This is a genomic window from Pantoea sp. X-Soil-OKNW-713 (genome assembly GCF_059730685.1).
This window is the reverse complement of sequence record NZ_AP035995.1, coordinates 598980-618428: the sequence shown is the minus strand read 5'-3', so window position 1 is coordinate 618428 and position 19449 is coordinate 598980. Positions and strand designations below refer to the sequence as shown.

The 19449-nt window shown below is 53.5% G+C and carries 17 protein-coding genes and 2 tRNA genes; 4 read left to right on the top strand and 15 right to left on the bottom strand.

Features of this window, described 5'->3' with window-relative positions; all coding sequences use genetic code 11:
• Nucleotides 1-151 precede the first annotated feature (151 nt).
• The 13 genes from rpsO to rlmE all read right to left on the bottom strand — a co-directional run bounded on the left by rpsO (nucleotide 152) and on the right by rlmE (nucleotide 12766).
• Entirely contained in the window at nucleotides 152-421 is a 270-nt protein-coding gene (rpsO, locus tag AC6I8R_RS02765) for a 30S ribosomal protein S15 (RefSeq protein WP_013507704.1), read from the bottom strand.
• A gap of 229 nt (nucleotides 422-650) precedes the next feature.
• Nucleotides 651-1592: a tRNA pseudouridine(55) synthase TruB gene (gene truB / locus AC6I8R_RS02760; RefSeq protein WP_415173150.1), complete on the bottom strand. Its 942-nt coding sequence runs from the start codon at nucleotides 1590-1592 to the stop codon at nucleotides 651-653.
• Entirely contained in the window at nucleotides 1592-1999 is a 408-nt protein-coding gene (gene rbfA / locus AC6I8R_RS02755) for a 30S ribosome-binding factor RbfA (protein WP_013507702.1), read from the bottom strand. The genes truB and rbfA overlap by 1 nt, the downstream gene beginning before the upstream one ends.
• A gap of 65 nt (nucleotides 2000-2064) precedes the next feature.
• Nucleotides 2065-4758, bottom strand: a complete 2694-nt coding sequence (infB, locus tag AC6I8R_RS02750) for a translation initiation factor IF-2 (RefSeq protein WP_021185743.1) — start codon at nucleotides 4756-4758, stop codon at nucleotides 2065-2067.
• A gap of 17 nt (nucleotides 4759-4775) precedes the next feature.
• Nucleotides 4776-6263: a transcription termination factor NusA gene (nusA, locus tag AC6I8R_RS02745; RefSeq protein WP_021185742.1), complete on the bottom strand. Its 1488-nt coding sequence runs from the start codon at nucleotides 6261-6263 to the stop codon at nucleotides 4776-4778.
• Nucleotides 6264-6287: 24 nt separating this feature from the next.
• Complete coding sequence (gene rimP, locus AC6I8R_RS02740; protein WP_021185741.1) at nucleotides 6288-6740, bottom strand: ribosome maturation factor RimP; 453 nt, start codon at nucleotides 6738-6740, stop codon at nucleotides 6288-6290.
• A gap of 212 nt (nucleotides 6741-6952) precedes the next feature.
• A tRNA-Met gene (locus AC6I8R_RS02735) sits at nucleotides 6953-7029 on the bottom strand.
• A 59-nt stretch (nucleotides 7030-7088) separates the two neighbouring features.
• Nucleotides 7089-7175 (bottom strand) — tRNA-Leu (locus AC6I8R_RS02730).
• A 47-nt stretch (nucleotides 7176-7222) separates the two neighbouring features.
• Entirely contained in the window at nucleotides 7223-7555 is a 333-nt protein-coding gene (secG, locus tag AC6I8R_RS02725; protein ID WP_013507698.1) for a preprotein translocase subunit SecG, read from the bottom strand.
• 218 nt (nucleotides 7556-7773) lie between these two features.
• Nucleotides 7774-9108, bottom strand: a complete 1335-nt coding sequence (gene glmM, locus AC6I8R_RS02720; RefSeq protein ID WP_497831875.1) for a phosphoglucosamine mutase — start codon at nucleotides 9106-9108, stop codon at nucleotides 7774-7776.
• A 6-nt stretch (nucleotides 9109-9114) separates the two neighbouring features.
• The gene (folP, locus tag AC6I8R_RS02715) at nucleotides 9115-9948 is read right to left on the bottom strand and encodes a dihydropteroate synthase (protein WP_208724702.1); all 834 of its coding nucleotides are present in this window, start codon (nucleotides 9946-9948) and stop codon (nucleotides 9115-9117) included.
• Between the two features lie 85 nt (nucleotides 9949-10033).
• Entirely contained in the window at nucleotides 10034-11962 is a 1929-nt protein-coding gene (gene ftsH, locus AC6I8R_RS02710; protein WP_036627470.1) for an ATP-dependent zinc metalloprotease FtsH, read from the bottom strand.
• A gap of 174 nt (nucleotides 11963-12136) precedes the next feature.
• A complete protein-coding gene (gene rlmE, locus AC6I8R_RS02705; protein WP_013507694.1) occupies nucleotides 12137-12766 on the bottom strand; it encodes a 23S rRNA (uridine(2552)-2'-O)-methyltransferase RlmE in 630 nt (209 codons plus the stop codon).
• Between the two features lie 126 nt (nucleotides 12767-12892).
• Between rlmE and yhbY the strand changes: the two genes are divergently transcribed.
• Nucleotides 12893-13189 carry a ribosome assembly RNA-binding protein YhbY gene (yhbY, locus tag AC6I8R_RS02700; protein WP_021185735.1) on the top strand — a complete coding sequence of 99 codons (297 nt, stop codon included), beginning with the start codon at nucleotides 12893-12895 and terminating at the stop codon, nucleotides 13187-13189.
• A 107-nt stretch (nucleotides 13190-13296) separates the two neighbouring features.
• On the opposite strand, the gene greA is transcribed toward yhbY, so the two are convergent.
• Nucleotides 13297-13773, bottom strand: a complete 477-nt coding sequence (gene greA / locus AC6I8R_RS02695; protein ID WP_013507692.1) for a transcription elongation factor GreA — start codon at nucleotides 13771-13773, stop codon at nucleotides 13297-13299.
• Nucleotides 13774-14019: 246 nt separating this feature from the next.
• Between greA and dacB the strand changes: the two genes are divergently transcribed.
• From dacB to pmrB, 3 genes are read left to right on the top strand one after another with little or no spacing between them, the layout of a single operon-like run.
• Nucleotides 14020-15453, top strand: coding sequence for a serine-type D-Ala-D-Ala carboxypeptidase (gene dacB, locus AC6I8R_RS02690; RefSeq protein ID WP_036627468.1), 1434 nt, complete (start codon nucleotides 14020-14022; stop codon nucleotides 15451-15453).
• Nucleotides 15453-16115 carry a two-component system response regulator PmrA gene (pmrA, locus tag AC6I8R_RS02685; RefSeq protein ID WP_021185733.1) on the top strand — a complete coding sequence of 221 codons (663 nt, stop codon included), beginning with the start codon at nucleotides 15453-15455 and terminating at the stop codon, nucleotides 16113-16115. The genes dacB and pmrA overlap by 1 nt, the downstream gene beginning before the upstream one ends.
• Nucleotides 16112-17170: a two-component system sensor histidine kinase PmrB gene (gene pmrB / locus AC6I8R_RS02680; protein WP_021185732.1), complete on the top strand. Its 1059-nt coding sequence runs from the start codon at nucleotides 16112-16114 to the stop codon at nucleotides 17168-17170. The genes pmrA and pmrB overlap by 4 nt, the downstream gene beginning before the upstream one ends.
• Here the strand turns inward: pmrB and AC6I8R_RS02675 are convergent.
• Nucleotides 17167-19419 (bottom strand): TonB-dependent siderophore receptor, encoded by a 2253-nt coding sequence (locus AC6I8R_RS02675; RefSeq protein WP_415173149.1) that lies wholly within the window; start codon nucleotides 19417-19419, stop codon nucleotides 17167-17169. The genes pmrB and AC6I8R_RS02675 overlap by 4 nt on opposite strands.
• Nucleotides 19420-19449: the final 30 nt, after the last annotated feature.

The following is a 19449-nucleotide window of genomic DNA, read 5'->3' as shown; positions in this document are numbered from 1 at the left end:
AACAATACATGAGTTTGGACCGGATTGCTGCCGATTGCTCGAAAAAAGGGGCCATAAAGGCCCCCTTTTCGCGAAACTCGCACAAATCTGATCATCAGATGCGTTTTTTTGCATACTGTCTGCGCTACACCCTTGATCAGATTCTTCAGACTTAGCGACGCAGACCCAGGTTTTCGATCAGGCTGGTGTAGCGTGCAACGTCTTTACGCTTCAGGTAGTCCAGCAGCTTACGACGCTGGGATACCATGCGCAGCAGACCGCGACGGCTGTGGTGGTCTTTTTTGTGCTCAGAGAAGTGACCCTGCAGGTGGTTAATCTGAGCAGTCAGCAGAGCAACCTGAACTTCAGTTGAACCGCTGTCGTTAGCACCACGACCGTATTTGGCAACGATCTCTGCTTTAGCTTCTACGCTTAGAGACATAATAAACTCCAGTTATTAATGAATGTATGGGTGCCGATCTCTAATTCAGCAGCCCGCTTTTAAAGCCGCGCTATTCTACTCTTCGCCCAGCGGCAACGCAAATACCCCGTCATAATTCAATTTGTAGGTGCGTTGGCTGCGCTCATTCACCCCAGTCACTTACTTGTGTAAGCTCCTGGGGATTCACTCGTTTGCCGCCTTCCTACAACTCGAATTATTTTGGGGTATATCACTGAAACTCAACCACCAGACGGCGCGGGGCAACGCGCTGCTGCGCATCGATCTCCGCCATACCGATAAATTTACGCGCTTCGCCTTCCGTGACTCGCACCAGGCCCGCCGCAGGCACCCCTTCGGCCTGCACCGGCTGGCCCAGCTTAAAGAAAGCGGCAACGGCATCGGGCAGATTCACTTCCGGAAAATCCGCAGCCGGGCTATCCATCGGTAACAAGAGCGGATCGAGCAGTTCAGCAGGCGCGATTTCTGCCGCTGTGGCTTGTTCCAACAACGCTTGCAACTGTTCAAGCGTGACCATTTTCTCTGCCGGATAGCGGGAAACCTGCAAACGACGCAGCATGATCACATGGGCACCACAACCGAGTTTCTCGCCGAGGTCGTCGATGATGGTCCGAATATAGGTGCCTTTGGAGCAGTGGATTTCCAGCTCCAGCTCATCCCCTTCCCAACGAATAAACAGCAGTTCATACACGGTGATGGGACGGGCATCACGCTCAACGGTAATCCCCTGGCGTGCATACTCATACAACGGACGCCCCTGATGCTTCAGCGCCGAAAACATGGTCGGCACCTGCTGGGTATCGCCACGAAAACTTTCCAGTGCCGCATCCAGCTCAGCCTGAGTAAAGCTGACCGGACGGGTTTCGACCACATTGCCGTCGGCATCAGAGGTATCGGTACGCTCACCCAGGCGAGCAATCACCCGGTAACGCTTATCCGAATCCAGCAGATACTGCGAAAACTTGGTGGCCTCACCGAGACAGATGGGCAGCATGCCGGTTGCCAGCGGATCCAACGCACCGGTATGGCCCGCTTTGTTCGCATTAAAGATGCGTTTTACTTTTTGCAGCACGTCGTTAGAGGACGCACCCTGATGCTTATCCAGCAGCAATACACCATGCACATCGCGACCGCGACGACGAGGACGACTCATCAATCCTCCTTGTCGTCGTCCGTTGCATGATCGCCACGGCGTTCAGCATCATTTTTGACAACGTTGGTGACCAGGTTTGACATGCGCATACCTTCGATCAACGAGTTGTCATAGAAGAAGGTCAGCTCAGGCACAATGCGCAGACGCATCGCTTTACCGACTAAAGTACGGATATAACCTGAAGCCTCTTTGAGTGCCTTCAGACCGTTTTTCACCGCTTCTTCGTCTTTATCATTCAAAAAAGTGACAAACACTTTGGCATAAGCCAGATCGCGTGACACTTCAACGCCAGAAACCGTCACCATCATACCAAGGCGCGGATCTTTAATTTCGCGTTGCAGGATGATTGCGATCTCTTTCTGCAATTCCTGTGAAACGCGCTGTGGGCGGCCAAATTCTTTCGCCATTATGCTTTCTCCCAAATAATTCGGGAGGCCAGCGGCCTCCCAAATTGCAACACATCAGATGATGATCAATCGATGGTGCGTTTAACTTCAATCACTTCAAAGACTTCGATCATATCGCCGACACGAACGTCGTTGTAGTTCTTCACGCCGATACCACACTCCATGCCGTTACGCACTTCGTTGACATCGTCTTTGAAGCGACGCAGGGATTCCAGCTCGCCTTCATAGATAACAACGTTGTCGCGCAGAACACGGATCGGGTTGTGACGTTTGATGTTGCCTTCGGTAACCATACAGCCCGCGATCGCACCAAATTTCGGTGACTTGAACACATCACGAACTTCAGCCAGACCAATGATCTGCTGTTTGTATTCCGGAGCCAGCATGCCGCTCATCGCCGCTTTCACTTCGTCAATCAGGTTATAGATGACGGAGTAGTAACGCAGGTCCACGCTTTCCGCTTCAATTACGCGACGAGCCGAAGCATCAGCACGCACGTTGAAGCCGAGGATGATCGCGTTGGAAGCCGCAGCCAGCGTCGCGTCGGTTTCGGTGATACCACCTACGCCCGAACCGATAATCTTCACCTTCACTTCGTCGGTGGAGAGTTTCAGCAGGGAGTCGGAGATCGCTTCCACAGAACCCTGTACGTCGGATTTCAGTACGATGTTCAGCTCGGACACTTCGCCTTCGGTCATGTTGGCGAACATGTTCTCCAGCTTAGATTTCTGCTGACGCGCCAGTTTCACTTCGCGGAATTTACCCTGACGATACAAAGCAACTTCACGCGCTTTCTTCTCGTCACGGACCACGGTGGCTTCATCACCCGCAGCCGGAACACCGGACAGACCGAGGATTTCGACCGGAATTGACGGACCAGCAGCCAACACTTCACGGCCCAGCTCGTCACGCATCGCACGCACACGGCCATATTCGAAGCCGCACAGCACGATGTCGCCTTTATTCAGGGTACCTTCACGCACCAGAACGGTAGCGACCGGACCACGACCTTTGTCGAGGAACGATTCAATCACCACGCCGCTTGCCATACCTTCACGGATAGCGGTCAGTTCCAGAACTTCCGCTTGCAGCAGAATTGCGTTCAGCAGGTCATCAATGCCGGTACCGGCTTTCGCAGAAACGTTGACGAACATGTTCTCGCCGCCCCACTCTTCCGGGATGATACCGTACTGAGTCAGCTCGTTCTTAACGCGATCCGGATCGGCTTCTGGTTTGTCGATCTTGTTCACGGCAACCACAACCGGCACACCGGCCGCTTTCGCGTGCTGGATAGCTTCAATGGTCTGCGGCATCACGCCGTCATCCGCGGCCACGACCAGGATAACGATATCCGTTGCCTGTGCACCACGCGCACGCATCGCGGTAAACGCGGCGTGACCCGGGGTATCCAGGAAGGTGATCATGCCGTTTTCGGTTTCAACGTGGTAAGCACCGATATGCTGGGTAATACCGCCCGCTTCGCCTGAGGCGACTTTGGTGGAGCGGATGTAGTCCAGCAGTGAGGTTTTACCGTGGTCAACGTGACCCATGATAGTCACGACCGGTGCGCGGCTTTCCTGCGCAGCATCGGTATCACGATCGTCCATCACCGCTTCTTCCAGCTCATTCTCACGGCGCAGGATCACTTTGTGACCCATCTCTTCCGCAACCAGCTGGGCAGTTTCCTGGTCGATAACCTGGTTAATGGTCGCCATAGCGCCCATCTTCATCATGGCTTTGATGACCAGGGAACCTTTCACGGCCATTTTGTTAGCCAATTCTGAAACGGTGATGGTTTCACCGATGATAACATCACGGTTCACTGCCTGAGCTGGCTTGTTAAAGCCTTGTTGCAGGGAGCTCGGTTTGCGATGTTTACCGCCTTTACCACCACGAACAGCGGCGCGCGCTTCTTCACGGTCAGTTTTGGCTTCAGAATGCTTGTTGCCTTTCTTGGCAGGGCGAGCAGCTTTAGTGGTGCGGCCACGGCCACGACCGCCTTCAACTTCGCGATCGTTTTCATCTTCAGCCTGGCGGGCATGGGTCGAGGTGGTGACGTGATAGTCGCCTTTATCCTCTTCTTCCGGTTTTTCCCACTCAGCAGCTTTTTCTTCTGCCAGACGGCGGGCTTCTTCAGCCGCACGTCGTGCGTTTTCTTCCAGCTTACGGCGCGCTTCTTCTTCGGCTTTACGCTTCAGTTCTGCGGCTTCGGCTTCACGACGGGCCTTATCAGAATTCGCGGCTTTGGTTAGTTCGTCGGTAGGTTGATTAGTCACTTTGTCATTTTCCGCTGCTTCACGCTTCGCCTTGTCAGCGGCTTCGCGCTTGGCTTTTTCTTCGGCTTCACGTTGCGCTTTTTGTTCAGCTTCGCGACGGGCTTGTTCTTCCGCCTCGCGACGCGCCTTCTCTTCCGCTTCACGCTGCGCCTCGGCTTCAGCTTCAGCCTGAGCCTGCGCTTCGGCTTCTGCATCACCCTTCACATAGGTGCGCTTTTTGCGGACTTCGATTTGCACCGACTTACTTTTACCCCCGGTGCCAGGAATATTCAAGGTGCTGCGAGTTTTACGTTGCAGCGTCAGTTTACCTGAACCGGCCTGACCATGTTCACGATTCAGGTGGGACAATAAGGTTTCTTTCTCTTGCTGGGTCACCGCGTCGTTCTCAGACTTACGGATCCCCGCATCAGCAAATTGCTGTACCAGGCGATCTACCGGAGTCTGAATTTCGGCGGCCAGCGATTTTACGGTTACATCTGTCATGCTGTTCCTTCCTGTAATTATGCGTCATCGCCGAACCAGCAGATATTACGCGCGGCCATGATCAGCGCGCCGGCTTTCTCATCATCCAGCCCTTCGATATCTGTCAGATCGTCGACACCTTGCTCGGCAAGATCTTCCAGCGTGCAAACGCCAATCGCTGCCAGACGGTAAGCCATCGCACGATCCAGACCCTCGAGATTCAGCAGATCCTCAGCAGGCTCCTGATTGCCACGGCTCTCTTCTTTCGCCAGTGCCAGGGTAGTTAACGCATTTTTTGCTCGTTCACGCAGGGCTTCTACCGTGTCTTCATCGAGGCCGTCAATTTCCAGCAGCTCGTTGATCGGTACATATGCCAGCTCTTCAAGAGAAGAGAAGCCCTCTTCCACCAGAATGGTGGCAAACTCTTCGTCGATGTCGAGATGTTTGGTGAACATATCGATGGCCGCGTGGGCTTCAGCCTGATGCTTCGCCTGCAGGTCATCGACGGTCATTACGTTCAGTTCCCAACCGCTCAGCTGGGAAGCCAGACGTACGTTTTGGCCGTTACGGCCGATCGCCTGAGCCAGATTGCCAGCTTCAACAGCGATATCCATGGTGTGATTGTCTTCGTCCACCACAATTGACGCTACATCAGCCGGAGCCATCGCGTTGATGACGAACTGTGCCGGGTTATCGTCCCACAGCACGATATCGATACGCTCGCCACCCAGTTCGCTGGAGACAGCCTGCACGCGAGCGCCACGCATACCTACGCAGGCACCCACCGGATCGATACGTTTGTCATTGGTTTTCACCGCGATTTTGGCGCGAGAACCGGGATCACGCGCTGCCGCTTTGATCTCAATAACTTCTTCGCCAATTTCCGGTACTTCGATGCGGAACAGTTCGATCAGCATTTCCGGCTTCGAACGGGTCACGAACAGCTGCGCACCACGCGCTTCCGGACGCACGGCATACAGCACACCGCGAATACGGTCGCCAGGGCGGAAGTTTTCACGCGGCAGCATATCTTCACGCACGATGACCGCTTCAGCATTGCTGCCGAGATCCAGCGTGATGTTGTCGCGGTTCACTTTCTTCACCACGCCAGTGATGATGTCGCCTTCCTGCTCGCGGAACTGATCCACCACCATCGCGCGTTCAGCTTCGCGCACTTTCTGCACGATAACCTGCTTCGCCGTCTGGGTGGTGATACGGTCAAACGTGACCGATTCAATCTGATCTTCAACAAAATCGCCCAGATTGAATGCTTCATCTTCGAAGCGGGCTGCTTCCAGCGTGATCTCGCGAGTCGGCTGCGTCACTTCATCAACAATCAGCCAGCGACGGAAAGTATCGAAATCGCCACTACGGCGGTCAATGCTGACACGCACGTCGATTTCCTGCTCATACTTCTTTTTGGTCGCAGTGGCCAAAGCGCTCTCCAGCGCTTCGAAGATTTTCTCACGCGGCAGGGCTTTTTCGTTAGAAACGGCTTCTACTACAGCTAAGATCTCTTTGTTCATCCTGGTTAGCCTCAATCCGGACTTTTAAAAGTGGGGGACCAGGTTCGCTTTCTGAATGTTGCTCAGCGCGAACACTTCATCCTTACCCTCAACGGTTACCGTGATCATCTCGCCTTCGACAGACTTAATGATGCCCTGCCATTTACGGCGGTTCTGCACGGCCATACGCAGTACCAGACTTACCTCTTCACCGGCAAAACGCGCGTAGTGTTCAGCAGTAAAAAGAGGACGGTCAAGACCCGGTGAGGAAACTTCAAGGTTGTAAGCCACGGTGATGGGATCTTCCACATCCATCACAGCGCTGACCTGGTGGCTGACATCGGCGCAATCATCAACATTGATACCCTCTTCACTATCAATATAGATGCGCAAGGTTGATGTGCGACCACGAATAAATTCGATACCGACCAATTCGTAGCCAAGCGCTTCTACCGGAGCAGAGATCAACTCTGTCAATTTTTGCTCTAATGTGGACAAGCCCACCCCCAAGACATAAAAAAAGGGCCTAATAGCCCAGTGTTGCGATTTCCTGATAACAAAAAACCCCGAAAAATCGGGGCTTTTTGTGACTGGACCCTGTATGCCGCGATGCGGCTCGGAGCACAATCCAGAAGAATTTTTTTCAAAACTCACTGCGAATGCGTCCGTCGATGCATACAGTATATTTGAAAAAGAACTCTAAGGGAAAGTGGTTGCGGGGGCCGGATTTGAACCGACGACCTTCGGGTTATGAGCCCGACGAGCTACCAGGCTGCTCCACCCCGCGTCCGAAAACGTGGCGAATGTTACGCCGAACATGCAAAAATTGCAAGTCATACTGAGATTTGGTACCGAGGACGGGACTTGAACCCGTAAGCCCAATCGGGCACTACCACCTCAAGGTAGCGTGTCTACCAATTCCACCACCTCGGCACTTCACTGACGGCGACGATAATATGTCGCACTGCAAGCTGACGATCTTACTGCGGGATATCGTTACCCGGGGTTGCCGGTTTGGCTGGCTGAGTCTGTTCAGATTTAGCCGGCGCAGTCAGATTTTCCCACTCGCTTCCTTTGGAAGTTTTATTCGTGTTCAGGTTACCCAGAATCAGGCTGATGATGAAGAACAGCGTCGCCAGCACTGCGGTCATGCGAGTCATAAAGTTACCAGACCCGGTAGAACCGAACAGCGTCGCAGAAGCGCCTGCACCAAATGATGCTCCCATATCAGCGCCTTTACCTTGTTGCAGCATGATCAGACCAACAAGGCCCAGTGCCACAATAAGGAAAACAACTAAAAGAGCTTCGTACATAATCAACCTGTTTCCTTGCGCGTAAACCGCACAGTTAAAGCTTCAACCAGTATCGATGGGGAGTCTCGTCATCACCCATCAGAAGCGGGTGTGAATACTAACCAAAGGCACATTGCTCTGCAAGCGCAATTTTCACGAACCTCATCAATTGCGGAAAAAAGCGCCATCATGGTGATTTTACAGGCGGAAAGAGAAAAATCTTACCGCCTGAAAGGCACTTAAACCGCCTTCACCGCATCGGCAATTTTGTGCGCCAGCGCGGTCACCTGCGCTTCATCTTCACCTTCCACCATCACCCGAATCAGTGGCTCAGTGCCGGATTTACGTAACAGCACGCGACCACGACCCGCCAGCGTTTTTTCCACTTCTGCGCTGGCCGCTTTGACGGTATCACTTTGTAAAGGATCGTTGTTGCCGCTGAAGCGAACATTGACCAACACTTGGGGCAACATCTTCATGCCGCTACACAGGTCATGCAGGCTCATATGGTTTTGCACCATTGCAGTAAGTACTTGCAAACTTGCAACGATGCCGTCGCCAGTGGTGGTTTTGTCCAGCAGGATGACATGGCCGGAGTTTTCCGCCCCCAGACGCCAGCCCTTCTCCTGCATTTTCTCCAGCACGTAGCGGTCGCCAACTTTGGCACGCACAAACGGGATACCAAGCTGCTTCAGCGCCAGTTCGAGGCCCATGTTACTCATCAGCGTCCCTACTACGCCACCGCGCAGTTGGCCCTGACGTAAACCTTCTCGCGCAATGATGTAGAGGATCTGGTCACCATCAACCTTCGCGCCTAAATGGTCAACCATCATGATGCGGTCGCCGTCGCCATCGTAAGCCAGGCCGATATCGGCCTTCTCTTCCAGCACGCGTTGCTGCAACATTTTCAGATCGGTTGCACCGCAATTTTTATTGATGTTCATACCATCCGGTTGTGTCGCGATGGCAATCACCGTAGCCCCCAGTTCACGCAGCACGTTTGGCGCAATGTGATAGGTCGCCCCGTTCGCGCAATCCACCACGATTTTTAAGCCATTCAGGCTCAGTTCACTGGGGAAGGTGCCTTTGCAAAACTCGATGTAGCGCCCGGCAGCATCGACAATGCGGCTGGCACGTCCCAGCTCGGCGGACTCAACACAAGTGATCGGTTTTTCCATCTCCAGTTCGATCGCTTCTTCCACTTCATCAGGCAATTTGGTGCCTTCAGCAGAGAAAAATTTGATGCCGTTATCGTCGAACGGGTTATGTGAAGCCGAAATCACAATGCCAGCTTCGGCGCGGAAAGTGCGTGTCAGATAAGCAATCGCCGGCGTCGGCATCGGACCGGTAAACGCCGCAGACAGACCCGCCGCTGCCAGCCCGGCTTCCAGAGCCGATTCCAGCATGTAGCCCGAAATACGCGTATCTTTGCCAATCAACACTTTCTTAGAACCGTGACGGGCCAGCACTTTTCCTGCCGCCCAACCCAGCTTCAGAACGAAATCCGGGGTAATTGGCGCTTCACCCACTTTGCCGCGAATCCCATCCGTACCGAAATATTTACGATCACTCATGCCTTTTTATCCTTTTGCTCTGCGTGTCGCTTCAACCACACGCATCGCTTCAACAGTTTCTTTCACGTCATGCACGCGAATAATGTGCGCGCCTTGCATGGCGGCAATGACCGCACACGTCAGGCTGCCGGTCAGGCGCTGCGCCGGGCCGACATTCAGCAACTGACCAATCATGGATTTACGCGACATCCCCACCAATAACGGCAAACCGAAATGATGAAAATGGCTCAGTTCAGCCAGTAGCTCATAGTTGTGGCTGAGATTCTTACCGAAACCAAAGCCGGGGTCGAGTAGCAGATTCTCTTTTTTAATACCGGCGTCAACACAACGCGTAATCTGTTCTGTGAAGTAAGCATCCACTTCACTGACGATGTTTTGATACTGCGGTGCTTGCTGCATGGTGCGCGGCTCACCTTGCATATGCATCAGGCACACCGGCAATCCGGTATCAGCCGCAGCCTGCAACGCACCGGGTTCAGATAATGAGCGAATGTCATTAATGATGTGAGCACCCACTCGCGCAGATTCACGGATCACTTCAGCCTTTGAAGTATCGACAGAAATCCATACCTCAAAACGCTGGGCGATGGCTTCCACCACCGGGATAACCCGCTCCAGTTCCTCCTCAACGCTCACCTCATCGGCTCCCGGACGGGTCGATTCGCCACCGACATCAATAATGGTTGCCCCGGCATTGACCATCTCATTGGTGTGCGTCAGCGCATCCACCAATGAATTGTGCTTACCGCCATCAGAGAAGGAGTCCGGCGTGACATTCAAAATGCCCATCACATGGGGAAACGAGAGATCGAGATGGGTATCACGGGCGTACAACTTCATGGCGAGAGCCTCCTTGAGGAATTACGGAACTGCGGGATGTAAAAAACCCCGGACCGGCCGGGGTTTTTGTCGAGGTTTGCGCCTCTTATTTGTCGAGCTGTTCTGACATGGTGTTGCCTGGGTTCGGCGTACGCGGTTCATCAACCGGACGTGGCGCCTTCGGCGTACCGTTGTTGTCAGAAGAATTGCTACCTGGATCTTCCCAGCCAGCAGGTGGACGCACTTCACGGCGTGCCATCAGGTCATCAATCTGCGGTGCATCAATGGTTTCATACTTCATCAGCGCGTCTTTCATCGCGTGAAGAATATCCATGTTTTCACCCAGGATACGGCGTGCGCGTTGGTAGTTGCTGTCGATCAGGTGTTTAACTTCCTGGTCGATAATACGCGCCGTTTCATCAGACATATGCTTGGCTTTCGCCACAGAACGTCCGAGGAACACTTCTCCCTCTTCCTCTGCATACAGCAGTGGACCGAGTTTTTCTGAGAAGCCCCATTGGGTCACCATGTTACGCGCCAGATTAGTGGCAACTTTGATGTCGTTTGATGCACCCGTCGATACGTGTTCCACGCCGTAGATAATCTCTTCAGCCAGACGGCCACCGTACAACGTAGAGATCTGGCTTTCCAGTTTTTGACGACTGGCGCTGATTGCATCGCCTTCCGGCAGGAAGAAGGTCACTCCCAGTGCACGACCGCGCGGAATAATCGTCACTTTATGTACCGGATCGTGTTCCGGCACCAGGCGACCAATAATCGCGTGACCCGCTTCGTGATAGGCAGTCGATTCTTTCTGCGCTTCCGTCATCACCATAGAGCGGCGTTCCGCACCCATCATGATTTTGTCTTTCGCTTTCTCGAATTCAACCATCGATACCACGCGCTTATTGGAGCGGGCAGCAAACAATGCAGCTTCGTTGACCAGGTTCGCCAGGTCAGCACCGGAGAAGCCCGGCGTACCACGCGCGATGATGGCAGCATCAATATCGGTTGCCAGCGGCACGCGACGCATATGCACTTTCAGAATCTGCTCACGGCCACGCACGTCTGGCAGACCGACCACCACCTGACGGTCGAAACGGCCAGGACGCAGCAGCGCCGGGTCCAGCACGTCAGGACGGTTAGTAGCCGCGATAACGATAATACCTTCGTTGCCTTCAAAGCCGTCCATTTCAACCAGCATCTGGTTCAGCGTTTGTTCACGTTCATCGTGACCACCGCCTAAACCTGCGCCACGCTGGCGACCCACTGCATCGATCTCATCGATAAAGATGATGCAAGGTGCGGCTTTTTTCGCCTGTTCGAACATGTCACGCACACGAGATGCACCGACACCCACGAACATTTCAACGAAGTCAGAACCGGAAATGGTAAAGAAAGGCACTTTAGCTTCACCGGCAATCGCTTTCGCCAGCAGCGTTTTACCCGTACCCGGCGGACCAACCATCAGTACGCCTTTCGGGATTTTACCGCCCAGTTTCTGGAAGCGACTCGGTTCGCGCAGATATTCGACCAGCTCACCCACTTCCTCTTTGGCCTCATCACAACCGGCCACATCCGCAAAAGTGGTTTTGATCTGATCTTCGGTCAGCATGCGGGCCTTGCTCTTGCCGAAGGACATCGCGCCCTTCCCGCCGCCACCTTGCATCTGACGCATAAAGAAGATCCACACGCCAATCAGCAGCAGCATCGGGAACCAGGAGATGAAGATCGAAGCCAGCAGGCTCGGCTCTTCCGGCGGTTCGCCAACCACTTTGACGTTTTTGGTCAACAGGTTATCGAGTAACTTGGGATCGTTGACAGGAATATAGGTCGTGTATTTATTACTGTCTTTTTTGGTAACGTTAATCTCACGCCCGTTAATACGTGCCTCGCGGACCTGATCCTGGTTCACTTCCGACAGGAAGGTTGAATAATCAACCCTACGGCCATTCGACTCGCTGGGCCCAAAGCTCTGGAATACTGACATCAGCACAACCGCGATGACTAGCCAGAGAATCAGGTTTTTCGCCATGTCACTCAAGGGATTAACCTCATATTACAACGGTGTTAACAGACAGCGTAGGGTACTATATATCCTTCATACCTGGAATCGCGGCGCTGATGATTTTGCTTGTTTACCCTGAAAGTCAGAATACTCATCGGTGTAAACGCATTGGTCGCCTTGCTTTGATTCCTGTCAATCAGGTTATAGTTTGCGCCCTGTCGCCACAATGTACACTTCGCGCGAACGTGAACGCGAAGCATCCGGCTTACGAATTTTCACTTTCGTAAACAGGGAGCGAATTTCCCGCAGGTATTCATCGAAGCCATCTCCCTGAAACACTTTCACTACAAAACTGCCGCCTGGTGCCAGGATATCCCGACACATTTCCAACGCTAACTCTACCAAATACATGGAACGTGGAATATCAACCGCCGGTGTACCACTCATGTTCGGAGCCATGTCCGACATGACAACCTGCACTTTTTCGTCACCAACACGTTCCAGAAGCGTCTTCAGCACGGCTTCGTCACGAAAATCGCCTTGCAGAAAATCGACCCCAACAATCGGGTCCATGGGCAGCAGGTCACACGCAATAATACGGCCAGAAGAGCCAATCAGTTGTACCACATATTGCGACCAGCCACCGGGTGCAGCTCCCAGATCTACCACTGTCATACCGGGTTTGAAAAGCTTGTCACCCTGCTGTATTTCCTCAAGTTTAAACCAGGCGCGCGAACGCAACCCTTTTTTCTGTGCCTGTTGCACATATTTATCGCTAAAGTGTTCCTGAAGCCAGCGACTGGAACTGGCCGAACGCTTTTTACCCGTCATAATTTTTCCAGTTAAATCGTCATCGTAGCGATAAATCAGCACGCATCGGTTGCGTTGATTTGGCGATATACCCGAGATGGCGGTAGAATGAACCGTTTTCAATCCCTAAGTAAGCAAAAAAATACGATGAATCTGAGTACCAAACAAAAACAGCACCTGAAAGGTCTTGCCCATCCATTGAAACCCGTTGTTATGCTGGGCGGAAATGGCCTGACTGAAGGCGTGCTCGCCGAGATCGAACAGGCGCTGGAACATCACGAATTAATCAAGGTAAAAATTGCCTCGGAAGATCGTGAAACCAAACTGTTGATCGTTGACGCAATCATTCGCGAAACGAAAGCTTGCAACGTACAGGTCATCGGCAAAACGCTGGTGCTGTATCGCCCTGCAAAAGAGAGCAAAATTTCTCTGCCTCGCTCATAAGGCGGGCAAAGAAAGTGCCATGCTCCTGCATGGGATAAAAGGCCGCTATGCGGCCTTTTTCCTTTCTTTACAATATGCAGCAATGCATTTCAAAGCGTAGCAATATCTTAAAGGTATTCCACCTTCAGGATCTCATATTCCACATCGCCACCCGGGGTTTTGATGATGGCGACGTCATCCGCCTCTTTTCCGACCAGACCACGCGCCATTGGCGAGTTCACCGAAATCAGATTTTGTTTAAAATCGGCTTCATCATCCCCCACGATGCGGTAGGTGGATTCTTCGTCGGTATCAAGGTTCAGCACCTGCACGGTCGCACCAAAAATGACGCGGCCGGTCTTCGGCATCTGAGTTACATCAATCACTTGCGCATTGGAGAGCTTAGCTTCGATCTCCTGAATACGACCCTCGCAGAAACCCTGTTCTTCGCGGGCGGCATGATATTCGGCATTCTCTTTCAAATCGCCGTGCTCACGGGCTTCGGCAATTGAGGCGATGATGCGCGGGCGCTTAACGGTTTTCAGTTCGTTCAGCTCTTCGCGCAGCTTCTCAGCGCCTTTCAACGTCATCGGAATCTGATTCATTTTAGCTCCTCGTCATCTTTCCTGGTTAACGGCGTCATCCTGACAGGTGACAGCAGAAAACAGCTTCTGCGGCGCGTTACCTCATTTCACAAGCAAAAGAATCCTGACCCGGAAAGCGTTCCGGGTCAGGATCGGTTTTGCATTTTGATACGTATTTTACCCCAGAGTTCCCTGTGGGTCATCGTTTACTTTGCACCGTCCGGGGACGTAGTATTGTCGCCTTCACCCGTCAGTTACCGCGAGATTATGCGATTTTCACGACTTGTTACCGGACTAACCTGTGCGTTTATGCTGCAGGCACAAGCAGCCCCCGTTGAAGAATACATGCAGTATTTGCCAGACGGCGCAAACCTGGCGCTGATGGTACAAAAAGTGGGCGCATCAACCCCGATAATCGACTTTCATGGCAAACAGATGGCGCTGCCCGCCAGTACCATGAAAGTGGTCACCGCGCTGGCGGCGTTGCTGGAACTCGGACCCGACTTCCGTTTTCAGACCACGCTGGAAACCAAAGGCGCCGTTAGCGATGGTACGTTGAATGGCGATTTGGTGGCGCGCTTTGCCGGTGATCCGACACTCAGCCGTCAGGATCTGCGCAACATGGTTGCCGCACTGAAAAAGCAGGGTATCACCCATATTAAAGGCAACCTGGTGATCGATACCTCGGTCTTCGCCAGCCATGATATGGCACCGGGCTGGCCGTGGAACGACCTGACCCAATGCTTCAGCGCCCCGCCGGGCGCGGCTATTGTGGATAAGAACTGTTTCTCCGTTTCGCTCTACAGCGCCAACACGCCGGGCGAAAATGCCTTTGTGCGCATCGCCTCTTATTATCCGGCTCACATGTTCAGCCAAGTACGCACCCTGGGCCGCAACAGCGGTGAAGGACAATATTGTGAGCTGGATGTGGTGCCAGGTGAACTGAATCGTTACACCCTGACCGGCTGCATGCGTCAACGTGCTGAACCGCTCCCGCTGGCGTTTGCCGTTCAGGATGGTGCCGCCTGGGCCGGAGAGATTCTGCGCGATGAACTGCGCGCCGCAGACATTGATTACAGCGGTCATCTGGTACGCCAGACGCAGGTTACATCGCCGGGCACGGTGCTGGCCTCAACACAATCTGCGCCGCTGCATAATCTGCTGCACACCATGCTGAAGAAATCGGACAACATGATCGCCGACACCGTATTCCGTACCATCGGCCATCATTACTTTAACGTGCCTGGCACCTTCCGCGCCGGTTCTGACGCGGTGCGGCGTATCCTGCGCGAAAAAGCCGGTATTGATCTCGGTAACAGCATTCAGGTAGACGGTTCCGGCCTGTCACGCCATGATTTGATCGCACCGGATACCATGATGCAGGTGCTGCAATACATTGCCAAAAATGATTCGACGCTGAATTATATCTCGATGCTACCGCTGGCGGGTTATGACGGCACGCTACAATATCGTGGTGGTCTGCATGAAGCGGGTGTGGATGGCAAAGTCTCAGCCAAAACCGGTTCACTCCAGGGCGTCTATAATCTGGCAGGATTTATTACTACCGCCAGCGGCGCGCGTGTCGCCTTTGTGCAATACCTTTCAGGTTATGCTGTGCCACCGGAAGATCAGAAGACGCGACGTATCCCACTGGTACGTTTTGAGAGCCGCCTCTACAAGGATATTTACCAGAACAACTGATGAAACTGTTAATCGTTGAGGATGATGCGCTGCTGCAATCGGGCCTGGCCCAGGCATTGAGCGCTCAGGGTTACGCCGTGGACTGTGCCGCCAACGCCGCAGAGAGCAATGCCTTGCTGCGCAGCGGCCAGTACAGCCTGATCGTGTTGGATCTCGGTCTGCCGGATCGTGACGGCGCAACCTTGTTGCGCCAGTGGCGACGTGACGGCATCAACGTGCCGGTGTTAATTCTCACCGCTCGCGATGCGCTGGAAGATCGCGTAGACGGGCTGGATGCCGGCGCCGATGACTATCTGGTAAAACCTTTTGCGTTGGTCGAGTTACAGGCCCGGGCACGCGCATTGATTCGCCGCTATCAGGGGCACAGCGACAACCTGCTTCAGCAGGGCGATTTGACCCTCAACCTCAGTTCTCAACAGGTGTTGCTGGAAAACCTGCCGCTGGAGATCACCCCCAAAGAGTTCGCGCTGCTGACGCGCCTGCTGATGCGGGTCGGGCAGAACGTGCACCGTGAAACCTTGCAGCAGGATCTCTACAGCTGGAATGATGATCCCGGCTCCAACACCCTGGAAGTCCATATCCACAATCTGCGCCGCAAACTCGGCAAAGACCGCATCAAAACCGTCCGTGGTGTGGGTTACCGGCTGGAAGTGCGCGAATGAACAGCATGCGTCAGCGGTTACTGATTATGCTGGCGCTGATTCTGCTCACCTGCCAGATCATGAGCGCCGTGTGGCTGTGGCACGAAAGCCGGGAGCAGATTGGCTTTCTGGTGAGTGAAACCCTCTCCGCCAAAGCGCGCAATGAACACGTTGAAAATGAAATCCGTGAAGCGATAGCCTCGTTACTGCTGCCTTCGCTGGTGATGGTGTGCCTGACGCTGCTGTTCTCCTTCTGGGCAATCAACTGGATTATCCGCCCACTGAAGTCACTGCAAAACAGCCTGGCACATCGCTCTGCCGATAACCTGTCCCCCTTGCCGATCTACTCTGAGATGGAAGAGATCGTGGCGGTGACCACCTCCATTAATCAGCTGTTGTCACGCCTTGACCATACCATTCAGCAGGAGCGCTTATTCACCGCCGATGCCGCCCACGAGTTGCGTACACCGTTAGCGGGGTTACGTCTGCATCTGGAATTACTGCAACAACAGAATGTACCGCAGAGCGAAATGTTGGTGGCGCGTATTGACCAACTGATGCACACCGTCGAACAGTTGTTGATGCTGTCACGCGCCGGTCAGGCATTGGCCAGTGGTCATTATCAACAGCTGCACTGGCAGCAAGACATCATGCAACCGCTCCAGCCCGAGATGGCCGAACTTTATCAGCAACGCCAGCAGCAGCTGCACTGGCCGCAGGGTGCCGACGTAGCGCAGCAGGGCGAAGCGGTATTGCTGCGCCTGATGCTGCGCAATCTGCTGGAAAACGCCTCGCGCTACAGCCCGGAAGGGAGTGAAGTGAAGGTGGTGTTACGTCAGGAACAACAACAAGTGATTGTTGAAGTCTGGGATCAGGGACCAGGCATCGAAGCCAGCGCGGCAGAGGAGTTAACCAAAGCCTTTCGGCGGCGCGATCAACGTTACGGCGGCAGTGGGCTGGGCTTGAATATCGTGCTGCGCATCGTGCAGATGCATCGTGGTCGTCTGGAGTTACTGAACCGTAAAGATGGCAGCGGACTGATTGCCCGCTGCCATTTGCCTCAGTTGCTGAATTAGAACTGGGTGTTGAGGCTCATGTAGTAAGTACGGCCTGAATCGTTGTAGGTATTGGCACCCGCACCGTACAGGTAAGCGCCGGTTGTTGAGTTACCGGTAGTCTGGGCATTACCCTGACGCCAGTGGCGCTTATCAAACAGGTTGTCGATACCTACCGTCACGCTGACGTACTTGTTCACATCATAAGTACCGCTCATGCCGAGGATGGAGTAAGGGCTAACCTGATCGGTAGCGCTGCCGGTAACCGGATCGCCATGATAGTCATACTTCTTCGGCACCTGCTTACCATACCAGGTAAAGGTGGTTTGCAGTGACAGATCTTCCATTGCCTGCCAACTCAGTGTCGAGTTCAGGGTATATTGCGGAATAATCGACAAACGGTCGCCCGTAGTTTTGTTCTTACTCTGCAACATGTAGGTGAAGTTGTTATTCCAGGTCACCGTATCGGAGAAAGGAATGTTAACCGTTCCCTCCAGCCCTTCAACCACCGCTTTTGGCACGTTCTCCCATTTGTAGATGTTAGTGGTGCCGTTGGAAGCGGTACCGGTTGACACCATACCCGCTTCAATTTTGTTGCGATAATCGTTACGGAACCAGGTCAAACCGGCCTGATAACCTTCGTGTTTCCACTCCAGGCCAATCTCTTTGTTGATGCTGTTTTCCGCTTTCAGGTCTTTGTTACCTTGCAGATAACAGGCGCTGGAGGCGTCAGCACAACCCTGACCGTTGCTGTACAACAGATAGTTCGGGTTGGTCTGATACAGGCTTGGTGCCTTATAAGCACGGCCAATCCCCATCTTCAACGTGAAATCATCACCCAGACCTTGCGACAGGTTCAGTGATGGGCTCCAGTTGTTGCCAACAATCGAATGATGGTCGAAGCGCAGGCTTGGGGTCAGCATGGTGCTGTCCGTGACTTCCATATTGTCTTCAGCAAACAACGAGAAGATTTCAGCCTGTGAGTAAGGACTACGCCCGGTATTGGAGATACCCGGCACGCTACCGTAGTTGGCCGCCTGCGTGGTTGAAGACGGATCCTTCATACGCTGCTGGTTCCATTCAGTGCCCAGGGTCGCCGTCTGGTTGATCAACCATTCAAACGGGATGCTGATTTCACTGTGCAGCATGATGTCATCCAACTGAATGGTGTTAAAACCACTGTTGGAGAAGATCCCCTCGGTGCCGCCTGCCAGGCCTTCATTAATGCGGGTATTACGGGTTTTCTCGTAGCGTCCCCAGGTATTGGTGCTGACGCCATTATCCCAGGCACCGGTCCACTTCAGCGAGACGTTCTGACGATACAGGCGGTTAGTTTCGTCACCGTACAGGCTTTTCACCAGCGTGCTGGTGTTGGTGTTCTGGGTATCACCGGCATACAGGTTGCCCTGACGGCTATAACCCGCCTGAAGTTCCAGGGTCTGCATCGGCGCAAACGCCCAGCTTAATAAGGCATTGATATCTTTATTGACTGAACCTTCGCGTCCCGCCGGATAGCTGCCCGCGTAAGTCCCGGTACGATCTGCCGCATGGCCTTCGTTGATATCGTAAGCATCAGCCTGAGTTTTGGCTAAACCGCCATATAAACGGAAGTTGAAATCATCGCCCAGCGGGCCTTGCAGACTGAAGTTGGTGCGTTTGGTTGCGCCTTCATCTTTATGCTGCGGTACGTTGAAATAGGTATTCCAGGAACCGTGCCACTGCTGATCGGTGTATTTTTTGGTGATGATGTTCACCACACCGCCCGCCGCACCGTTACCGTAGCGCACCGCTGCCGGTCCACGGATCACGTCGATATGGTCGATCAACTCGGGTGGCACCCAGTTGGTATCGCCACGGGTGTCACGCTCGCCACGCCAGCCGAGTCGCACCGAGTTACGGCTGGTGATCGGCATACCATCAACCATAATCAGGGTGTTTTCTGGCCCCATGCCACGAATATCGATCTGGCGATTGTTGCCACGCTGGCCGCTGGTGGAGTTACCGGTCAGGTTAACACCCGGCATGGTTCGAATGATTTCAGAGACGTCACGGGCTGGCGGATGCTTTTTGATTTCATCAGCGGTGATGGTGGAAACACCGGGAGCCTGTAGCGTCTGTTGCTCGGCGGTCACCATCATGGTGCCACCATCGTGTGAACTGGCGTCTGTGCTGGTAGTCGTATTACTGGAGGTATCTGCTGCCCAGGCGCTGCTGGAAAGTAGGCCCAATTCAATCAGAATGGCTAATGATAAACGCGAATATTTTGTCATTTTTTCGTTCCTGGATTGCCAGCAAAGGTG